The following is a 456-nucleotide window of genomic DNA, read 5'->3' as shown; positions in this document are numbered from 1 at the left end:
GTGGTGAGGTGGTACGTCACGTCAATGTGCGTCCGTTTAATGGGAATCGTCAGCACGCGTTGGGCGACGCCGAAGGATGCCGGGTCGGCGGCAGCGACGTGGCGGAAGAAAGATCGGATCGCGGCCAAGCGGGCGTTGCGCGTGGTGACGGAATTGTTCCGCTTCTCCTCGAGTTCGTCGAGAAAAGCGAGAACGAGATCTCGATCAGCTCTTCGAGCGCCAACGCCCCCGGCTTCTTCCGCAATCGGGCGGCGGCAAAGAGGATCAGCATGCGCAAGGCATCGCGATAGCTGGCCACGGTCGCGGGAGTCGCATTGCGCTGCTTCGTCAGGCGCCGGCGGAAATAGGACTCCAGGAGCGGCGCTAGGAGTAGGTGTTAACTCATGCTGCTCCTTGAGCGCGCCGCCATCGAGTGCCACCTCGGCTTGATCAATCAGATCAACGAGGCGTTGACGG

At 62.1% G+C, this 456-nt stretch carries 1 protein-coding gene; it reads left to right on the top strand.

Annotated elements, in window-relative coordinates:
• Window positions 1–290 (top strand): hypothetical protein (locus EN780_RS41235; RefSeq protein WP_245500315.1); only part of this gene is annotated, 290 nt, incomplete at its 5' end.
• Between the last annotated feature and the right edge of the window lie 166 nt (window positions 291–456).

Source organism: Mesorhizobium sp. M4B.F.Ca.ET.089.01.1.1 (assembly GCF_004022605.1).
Classification (GTDB): Bacteria; Pseudomonadota; Alphaproteobacteria; order Rhizobiales; family Rhizobiaceae; genus Mesorhizobium; species Mesorhizobium abyssinicae.
The sequence above is the reverse complement of the archived record's forward strand: the minus strand, read 5'-3'. Positions and strand labels throughout refer to the sequence as shown.